Source organism: Acidocella sp., from assembly GCF_052326845.1.
Classification (GTDB): Bacteria; Pseudomonadota; Alphaproteobacteria; order Acetobacterales; family Acetobacteraceae; genus Acidocella.
The window spans coordinates 1-7896 of record NZ_JBKQJR010000076.1 but is presented as its reverse complement, the minus strand read 5'-3'; the positions used below and the strand labels follow the sequence as shown (position 1 = coordinate 7896).

Here is a 7896-nt window from a genome sequence, read left to right as displayed (position 1 = left end):
CTGCCCGGTCGCAAATTCACCACTAAGCGAGTTAATGAAATCCTGGATTTTGTCGGCAACCTCCGGCCTATCCGCCCCATATATATTGCGAAGGCGCTTTAGAGCAATCGCCACGCCCTCAACGGCTTTGATCTTTTTAAGAGAGGCTTCATCCGTGGGTACCTCGTCATCATCAGGAACGTCTCCCGTTTTAACCAGCTCTTTCCGCTTATTATGCGTTTCGAGACGCTCACCAGTAAGCTTGAGACCCAAAACGGCAACGGTTGCCGGTTTCTTGCCTGATCGGGCTGCCGCCACGTAATAGCGTGCCGTCCGTTCGCTGAAGCCGCATTCCCTTTCTACGAATGCGAGGTACTCGCCATGTTTAAGTCTGGCTTTGACCATGATCAATTCGTGGCCTGTTGCGATGGTCTCCGCTGCAGCTGTCTCTGTGTTATTCCCATACCGCTGGTGTCCCGCCCTCATTCTGGCACCAGCGGCCTTCAACCAGTTATCGCCAGTAGTTACTGGCCGGTCCTTCTGGAATTGGTTCCGTTATCGAGTTCATGATTCAGCCTTTCGGCGTGTGGTGGTTACATCTGTAATACGCTCGATGAAAAACGGCCCTTACCATTTGCCGCGCCCGTGCATTTGTGGACAACGCAAAGCAGCCGAAATCAATGGGTTGTGAATTTTGGCGAATCATAAATCATGCGCAGTTCTATAAATACGGTTTTGCTTGTGGCTCGATTTCAACCCGCCCCAGGTGCGCGCCAGGGCGGTCTATGCGTTCTCCGGCTTTGGGGTGCGGCCCGGCTCTGAAAACGCCCTGGCGCTAATACTCTCCAGGCGCACGGGGCATGTCTCCGGCGGTGGCGATGGGCATAAGAAAGGGGACCAAAAGGCCCCCCTTGTCGTAGTCATGCAGGACCGGCGCTATGCCGATTGCAACTGCACCACGTTGCTGCCCTCCTCCGGTGCGGCATTTTGTTAAGGTTTTGACCTTGGCAGCGGTCAAACCTTCGGCCTTCCTAGGCATGACCCGCCTCCTCCTTGGCGTACTCGCCGCGCATGAATACCCTAGCATTGACATGGGCCTGCACGGCATCAAGCGTGGCTAAGTTACGCCCCCCAGTTGCACTCCTCAGCGTAACGCCAAAAAATGAAGCAGAGTAATCAGTTAGCTCTTTCAAATAGGCGTCAATCCGGTCCTTATGGGCCAGAAACGCCGCCATCGCGGCCATATTTTCCTCACTCATGTTCTTCTTCTTTGTGCCGCTTGAGAAACGGAAATAAGTCCCTCAATCGGTTCCACAAAAAAGCAGCTGAATGTGGGCATATGTCAAGCTACAAAGACGTACATTGGCGGACTGTAGATTGCGTAAAACAGTATGATAACTGCGGGCTTGTGGTGGTTTTGGTTTACAAAGGCGAACGTCCGCGAACTTCGGAAGACCGTTTTTTTGTTGGGACGCCCGGACCTCCACCTCCCCCTTTAGCACGCAGCAGCGGCTTTTTGCCCGGTTAAGCCACAGTTAATGCAGAAATGCCGGCTACAAGCAGGCATCACTAAAAGTTTACATTTGACTTTCGATATGACATTCCGCAAAAACAACAAATAAACCATTCAAAAACAACGAATTATTAAATATTTTTGCAGAATTTCCGACGAACAGTTCCAGCGCCAGGCGCTGACAGAATTATTGACTAAACTAACAAAGAATAGGACAAGCGCGCACGCAACTTTACATAGCGTTCATCAACAGGAGACTCACGAAATGTTGACCACCATGATCCGCGCCTCCCTGCAGAAGTTCAACGTTGACCGTCGCGCCGTGACCGCCATCGAGTACGCCCTGATCGCCGCTCTGATCGCCGTCGTCATCATCGCCGCCGTCACCTCCCTCGGCGCGAATGTTTCCAAAACCTTCAACACCGTCGCCAGCGAGCTCTAAGCCCTAGGCATCGCCTGGCCTGAAGACTGGTGGCGGCCGCAAGGTTGCCACCAATGTTGGGAACGCGACAAAGAAACCGTCACCAGAAATGGTGACGGTTTTTTGTGCCCGCCCCGTCACAGCTCTGCCGCGACGCGCTCGATCACCCCGGTCCAGTCATAGGGGCGCTGCTGGCGGAAAATCCGGATCGACGGATACCAGGGGCTGTCCTCGCGGTTCAGCAGCCAGCGCCAATCCGGGGCAAAGGGCAGCACCAGCGAGGCCGGCACGCCGCTCGCCCCGGCGACATGAGCGACCGAGGTATCGATCGTCACCAGCCGGTCCACGCTTTGCAGAATCGCCATGGTGTCGAGGAAATCGCCAATCTCCGGGCCGAGATTCACCAGAGGCGCGCGGGCATAATAGCCGCCCACCTGGGCAATCGAATCGCCCTTCTGCACGGTGATAATGGCAATGTCCTCACGCGCGAAGAGCGGCGCGAACTGCACCAGCTTCAGCGAGCGCTTCTTGTCGTTCTTGTGCGTCGGCCGTCCGGCCCACACCAGGGCGATTCGCTTCTTGCCCTTCGGCACCAGCCGGTCCAGCTTTTCCGACCATTCCCGCACCAACTCCGGCGCGGGCTTCAGGTAGCCAGCGGGCGGCACGTTGTCGGTGCCAATTCCCGCCAGGCGAGGCAGACCGGAGAGCGGGATATAGGCCTCGTAATCGCCGGCATCCTCCCAGCGCGTGACCATTTTGCCGATGCCTGGAATCTGCCGCAGTAGCGGCGTCAGCTCGCCAGAGCAGGCCAGCACCGGCTGCGGGCAGAGCAAAGCCGCCCAGGGGATCAGCCGCCCGAACTGGATGCAGTCGCCAAAGCCCTGGTCGCCGATGATGAGCAGCTTGCCCGGCGCCAGGGGCTTGCCATCCCATTGCGGCTTGTCGGTTTTCGGCAGCATGCCCTCGGCCTGCTTGAGCTTGAAGCGCCATTCATAGCTCTCCCAGCCTTCCTGCATCTTTCCTGCCAGCAGCAGCGCCTCGGCCTTCTCGAAATGCGCCTCGGCATAATCCGGGTCCAGCGCGATCGCCTGCTCGGACAGGCGCACGGATTCGTCCAGCTCCAGCCGCTCGTAATGGATCAGCGCCAAATTAAAGTAAGCGCGCGAATCGTTCGGCGCCAGCTCCACCGCCCGCTTGCCCGCGCGCAGCGCGTCATCCAGCCGCCCGGCGCCCCGATACACCTCGCACATGTTACGCGGATACAGCGCCATATCCGGGGAGATTGCCTCGGCCTTCTCCATGCGCTCGAGCGCCTGCTCCACCCGCCCGTTGCGATAGGCAACGATGCCGGCCAGATGCAGGATATGCGGATGCTCGGGCATCGCCGCGAGCATCCGGTTGGCAAGATCGTCCGCCTCGGCGAGCTTGTTCTCCTGCTCCAGCCGAGCCAGCTTCTCCAGCGCCTCGGACAGCGGAATCACCTGCTTGCCAGCTTCCTGCGTGCCGCTCATGGCGCCGCCTCCCCGTCCTCATAGCCCAGCGCCGTTATCCAGGGGGCCAGCTCTTCGCGCACCTCGTCGAACAGATGCGGCATCTCGGCAAGATAAGCCCGGTGCCGGAACGCCGCGCGGCCATGCACCGGCTCGCGCACGGCCAGATGCGCCGGCACGGGGCTGGGCAGCGCCGCCGCATTCGCGCGCAGCACCGCCTTCTTCTGCACCGGCCTGTCCACGCCGATGAACTCCAGCACCTCGCGCAGCACCGCCTGCGGGTCCTTTACCAGCGCCTCGTAGCGTACCGGCAGGTAACGCAACGTTATCTGGCCGCGGTAATGGCTGATCATCGCGGCCTGCAACGCAAAATATTTCGCCAGCGCCGGCACGCTCGCCTGGGCATTGCCCTCCAGCCGCCGGTCCTGGGCGAAATTCGACAGCATCAGGTCATACGGGTGGCGCAGCACATGGATGACCGGCGCCTCCGGGTAGAGCAGCTTGATCAGCCCGAGATGCCAGAAATTGCTGGCTGCGCGGTCGGTGATGAAGTTTACACCCGGCCGCAGCAGGCCGAGCTTTTCCCTCTTGCTCTCGTACACGGCGCGCAACCGGTCCGGCAGTTCCACGCCATCCCCGGCAATGAAGCTGTCCAGCGCCTCCGGATAGGCCGCATCGCCGCCCGCGAGCCGCGCCGCCTCGTCCACCAGCCCCGCCACCGGCGCGGCTTCATCACCTGCGGCAAAACCCGGAACCTGCGTCAGCAACTGTTCCAGCAGGCTACTGCCCGAGCGCGGGAAACCGAGCAGGAACACGGGGGTGAACGCACCGGCACTTGCGCGCGGCATTGGCTGCACGCGGTCGGCGGCAAAATAGGCCTTATACGCGGCGGCGCGAGCTTCCAGTGGTTCAGGCTGGTAGGCCAGGCCGTTACGCTCGCGCTGGATGCGGCGCGCCGTGGCAAAGGCGGTTACCGCCTCCCGGCGGCGCTCCAGCTGCGCCATGGCCTGGCCCAGCGCCAGCATCTCCAGCGGCAGCAGATGTTCCGGCGCGCCGAGCCTGTCCAGCGCCGCCTGCGGCTGGTTCATGGCCAGGTCCGCCATCACCCGCAGCAGGCGCAGCGTGCGGTCATCCGGCCAGCGGGCCAGCGCGCCGTCGAGCATCGCCGCCGCCTTGTCCCGGTTGCCCCGCCCGAACTCCACTTGGGCGAAGCCGCCAATGGCGCGCCGGTTCTCCGATTCCGGCGGGAGCACCTTTGCGTACAGCGCGGCCGCCTCATCCAGGCGTCCCTGCTGGCGCAAATTCCAGGCGAGGTTCGCCAGTGCCAGCGCATCCTCCCGCCCCAGCAGCTTCAATGCGCGGCGGTAATGGTATTCCCCCGCGGCGAAACTCCCCGTCTCGGTAAGCACCACGCCCATCATGTGCTGGGCCGAGGCATCCTTCGGCCCAGCCTTCAGCGCTTCCGTGGCAGGGCCCAGCGCCTCGGCATGGCGCCCCTGCCCCACCAGATATTGCGCGAACTGCGCGTTGGCGGTGGCACGCGCCGAGGCCGGGCCGGGTAGCGCCGCGAGCCGGGCGCCCAGCGCCTCCGCCGCACGGCCGCGCTGCTGCGCCTTGCGGATCTCGAACAGCACGCGCAACGCCACCCGGTGGTTCGGCGCGAGGTCGAGGATCTTCAGGCTCAGCGCCTCGGCCTCGGCGTATTTCTTCTCATTGAACAGCCGGGTCGCGTCATGGCCTTGCGGGTCCAGCAGCGCGATGCTGTCTATTTCGGCCAGGGCCTCCGGCGGCATGGCGCAACAGCGTACCGCCCGCAAACCACTCCCGCATGGGCACAAGCCGCTCGCCTTTTGTTCCTTCACCGTCTCATGCCCGTTCGTTGCGCGGTCATATTTGGCAGGCTTTCCATGCCGGGGCAACGCGCCAGGACTTCAAGAATTTGCGAGTCATTCTCATAACATGATGATTATCTTGACTTTTTGGAAACCAGAAGCCAGATGACGCGAGGAAGTGAGGAGAGATCCATGCGTGATTTTTCACAGCTGAGCGAGCGCGAAGTTCTGGCCCTTGCCATCGGCGCCGAGGAAGAGGATGGCCGCATCTATCTCGACCTCGCGGAGCGCCTGCGTGAGGAATATCCAGCCTCGGCCAAGGTGTTCACCGAGATGGCCGCCCAGGAATCCGAGCATCGCCACAAGCTGCTCGACCTCTACCGCGCGAAATTCGGCGAGCACATCCCGTTGATCCGCCGCCAGGACGTGCGAGGCTTCCTCGCCCGCAAGCCGGTGTGGCAGCTGCCCAGCCCGAGCATCGACGATATCCGCGACCTCGCCGAGAGTATGGAGGTGGAGACCCAGCGTTTCTACCGCTACGCCGCCTCACGCACGACCGACGTGTCGATCCGCAAGCTGCTCGCCGATCTTGCCGATGCCGAGGCTGAGCACGAGCAGCGGGCCGAGGCGATCTCGGCCAAGAACCTGCCCGATGCCGTGCGCCATGAGGAAGACGAGCACGCCAAGCGCCTGTTCGTGCTGCAATTCATTCAGCCCGGGCTGGTGGGGCTCATGGATGGCTCCGTCTCCACCCTGGCGCCGATCTTCGCCGCCGCCTTCTCCACGCACCACCCGTTCGACGCCTTCCTGGTTGGCGCGGCGGCCTCCATCGGCGCGGGTATCTCCATGGGCTTCGCCGAGGCGCTCTCCGATGACGGCTCTCTCACCGGGCGCGGCACGCCTTACATTCGCGGGCTCGTCACCGGGCTGATGACCACACTGGGCGGGCTCGGCCACACTTTGCCCTTCCTCATCCCCAGCCTGCATCTCGCACTTATCGTTGCAATCTGCGTCGTCGCCGTGGAGCTTGCGGTCATCTCCTGGATCCGCTGGCGCTTCATGGACACCTCGCCCATCCGCGCGACGCTGCAAATCGCGCTCGGCGGCGCGCTGGTGTTCGCCACGGGCGTGCTGATCGGCGGGGGCTAGCTCCCCGACGGCTCCCGGGCATAGGTGATAATGGAGAGATAGGTCATCGGCTTGACCAGCAGCCTCTCCGGCCCGTGCGGCGCGGCGGAGTCGAAGAGCAGCGCATCGCCCGGCGTGAGGTGGTAGGACTGTTCGCCATGGCGGTACTGCACCTCGCCGGAGAGCATATAGATGAACTCCGTGCCCTCATGCTGGAAGGCCGGATACGGCACCGCCTCCTTGGACAGGGTGATCAGATACGGCTCGACCACGACATCGCCGCCCAGCGCATGGCCAAGCAGCGAGTATTGGTGCCCCGCCTTGGAGCCGCGCCGCTCAATGACCACGCCGGTACCGGCCTTCACGAAGGAGCAGTCGCGCTTTTCCTCGAAGGTTGAGAAGAAGGTGGTGATCGGCACGTTGAGCGCGTTGGCCAACGCTTGCAGCGAGGCCAGTGACGGCGAGATCTGCCCGTTCTCGATCTTCGAGAGCATGCCCCCCGAAAGCCCGGCAGCCGCTGCCAGTTCCGAAACCGTAATGCCGACGCGGCGGCGCAGCTGGCGCACCTGCACGCCAATCGCCTGCTCCAGCGTGAGGTCCGAGACCCCGGCGGCGCTGCTGCCCGTGGTGAAGGGCTCGGCAATCTGCTCGGGCAGCCCGGCCTCTGCCAGGGCTTCCGGCAATGAAGCCTTGATACACGAGCCTTTTCCTGCACCGGGTTTTTCTGCGCACGCACCGCCATTACCTCACCTCTCCGTCATGGAATCTTATGACGCGAGGGTAAAAAAGGCCAGCCTTGTTTACAAATCAGGGACAAAGCTGTGGCAATTGCACGACGCCAACACTCTCCGTCAGTGCGCGGCTTCCAGCCGCTTGGCGGCAGTAAGCGTGTTGCGCAGCAGGCAGGCGATGGTCATGGGGCCGACACCGCCCGGAACCGGGGTGATCTTGCCCGCGATCGGTGCTGCTTCGTCATAAGCCACGTCGCCCACCAGCTTCGTCTTGCCCTCGCCCGCCGGCACGCGGTTGATGCCGACATCGATGACCACCGCGCCGGGCTTGACCCAGTCGCCCTTCACCATCTCCGGGCGGCCGACGGCAGCCACCAGAATATCCGCCGTGCGGCACAAAGCCGGCAGGTCGCGGGTCTTGGAATGCGCCATGGTCACGGTGCAGTTCTGCTGCAGCAGCAGCTGCGCCACCGGCTTGCCGACGAGGTTGGAGCGGCCGATGACCACGGCGTGCAGGCCGGTCATGTCGGGGATATTATCCTGCAACAGCAGCAGGCAGCCCAGCGGCGTGCAAGGGATCAGCCCCTCGGCGCCCGAGGCCAGCCGACCGGCATTCACCACGGTCAGCCCGTCCACATCCTTCTCCGGGGAGATCGCGGCGATCACCGCCTCGGTGTCCAGATGCTTGGGCAGCGGCAGCTGCACCAGAATGCCATGCACCGCCGGGTCGTCGTTGAGCTGGCGCACCAGGGCGAGCAGATGCTCCTGCGTGGTATCCGCCGGCAGGCGGTGCTCGAAGGAG

General features: G+C 62.8%; 8 protein-coding genes. 2 read left to right on the top strand and 6 right to left on the bottom strand.

The features are described 5' to 3' along the window. Both ACLPJJ_RS05155 and ACLPJJ_RS05150 read right to left on the bottom strand, forming a co-directional pair. Positions 1–384: hypothetical protein (locus tag ACLPJJ_RS05155; protein ID WP_443589878.1), on the bottom strand; the 384-nt coding region annotated here is incomplete at its 3' end. Between the two features lie 626 nt (positions 385–1010). Next, entirely contained in the window at positions 1011–1238 is a 228-nt protein-coding gene (locus ACLPJJ_RS05150) for a hypothetical protein (RefSeq protein ID WP_443589877.1), read from the bottom strand. Positions 1239–1757: 519 nt separating this feature from the next. On the opposite strand from ACLPJJ_RS05150, the gene ACLPJJ_RS05145 reads away from it, so the two are divergent. Then, the gene (locus ACLPJJ_RS05145; protein ID WP_443589876.1) at positions 1758–1934 is read left to right on the top strand and encodes a Flp family type IVb pilin; all 177 of its coding nucleotides are present in this window, start codon (positions 1758–1760) and stop codon (positions 1932–1934) included. A gap of 116 nt (positions 1935–2050) precedes the next feature. Here the strand turns inward: ACLPJJ_RS05145 and ACLPJJ_RS05140 are convergent, their stop codons facing one another. Together ACLPJJ_RS05140 and ACLPJJ_RS05135 are read right to left on the bottom strand one after the other, a co-directional pair. Then, complete coding sequence (locus ACLPJJ_RS05140; protein WP_443589875.1) at positions 2051–3424, bottom strand: tetratricopeptide repeat protein; 1374 nt, start codon at positions 3422–3424, stop codon at positions 2051–2053. Continuing rightward, positions 3421–5196, bottom strand: a complete 1776-nt coding sequence (locus ACLPJJ_RS05135; protein WP_443589874.1) for a sulfotransferase — start codon at positions 5194–5196, stop codon at positions 3421–3423. The genes ACLPJJ_RS05140 and ACLPJJ_RS05135 overlap by 4 nt, the downstream gene beginning before the upstream one ends. Before the next feature lie 231 nt (positions 5197–5427). Between ACLPJJ_RS05135 and mbfA the strand changes: the two genes are divergently transcribed. Continuing rightward, positions 5428–6384 carry an iron exporter MbfA gene (gene mbfA / locus ACLPJJ_RS05130; RefSeq protein ID WP_443589873.1) on the top strand — a complete coding sequence of 319 codons (957 nt, stop codon included), beginning with the start codon at positions 5428–5430 and terminating at the stop codon, positions 6382–6384. Here the strand turns inward: mbfA and ACLPJJ_RS05125 are convergent. Continuing rightward, entirely contained in the window at positions 6381–7046 is a 666-nt protein-coding gene (locus ACLPJJ_RS05125) for a helix-turn-helix domain-containing protein (RefSeq protein WP_443589872.1), read from the bottom strand. The genes mbfA and ACLPJJ_RS05125 overlap by 4 nt on opposite strands. A 168-nt stretch (positions 7047–7214) precedes the next feature. Continuing rightward, positions 7215–7896: bifunctional methylenetetrahydrofolate dehydrogenase/methenyltetrahydrofolate cyclohydrolase FolD (folD, locus tag ACLPJJ_RS05120; RefSeq protein WP_443589871.1), on the bottom strand; the 682-nt coding region annotated here is incomplete at its 5' end.

Bases quoted from the DNA above. Each gene is read 5' to 3' on its own strand.
- ACLPJJ_RS05150 (WP_443589877.1), bottom strand. From the start codon at position 1,238: ATGAGTGAGGAAAATATGGCCGCGATGGCGGCGTTTCTGGCCCATAAG.
- ACLPJJ_RS05145 (WP_443589876.1), top strand. From the start codon at position 1,758: ATGTTGACCACCATGATCCGCGCCTCCCTGCAGAAGTTCAACGTTGAC.
- ACLPJJ_RS05140 (WP_443589875.1), bottom strand. From the start codon at position 3,424: ATGAGCGGCACGCAGGAAGCTGGCAAGCAGGTGATTCCGCTGTCCGAG.
- ACLPJJ_RS05135 (WP_443589874.1), bottom strand. From the start codon at position 5,196: ATGCCGCCGGAGGCCCTGGCCGAAATAGACAGCATCGCGCTGCTGGAC.
- mbfA (WP_443589873.1), top strand. From the start codon at position 5,428: ATGCGTGATTTTTCACAGCTGAGCGAGCGCGAAGTTCTGGCCCTTGCC.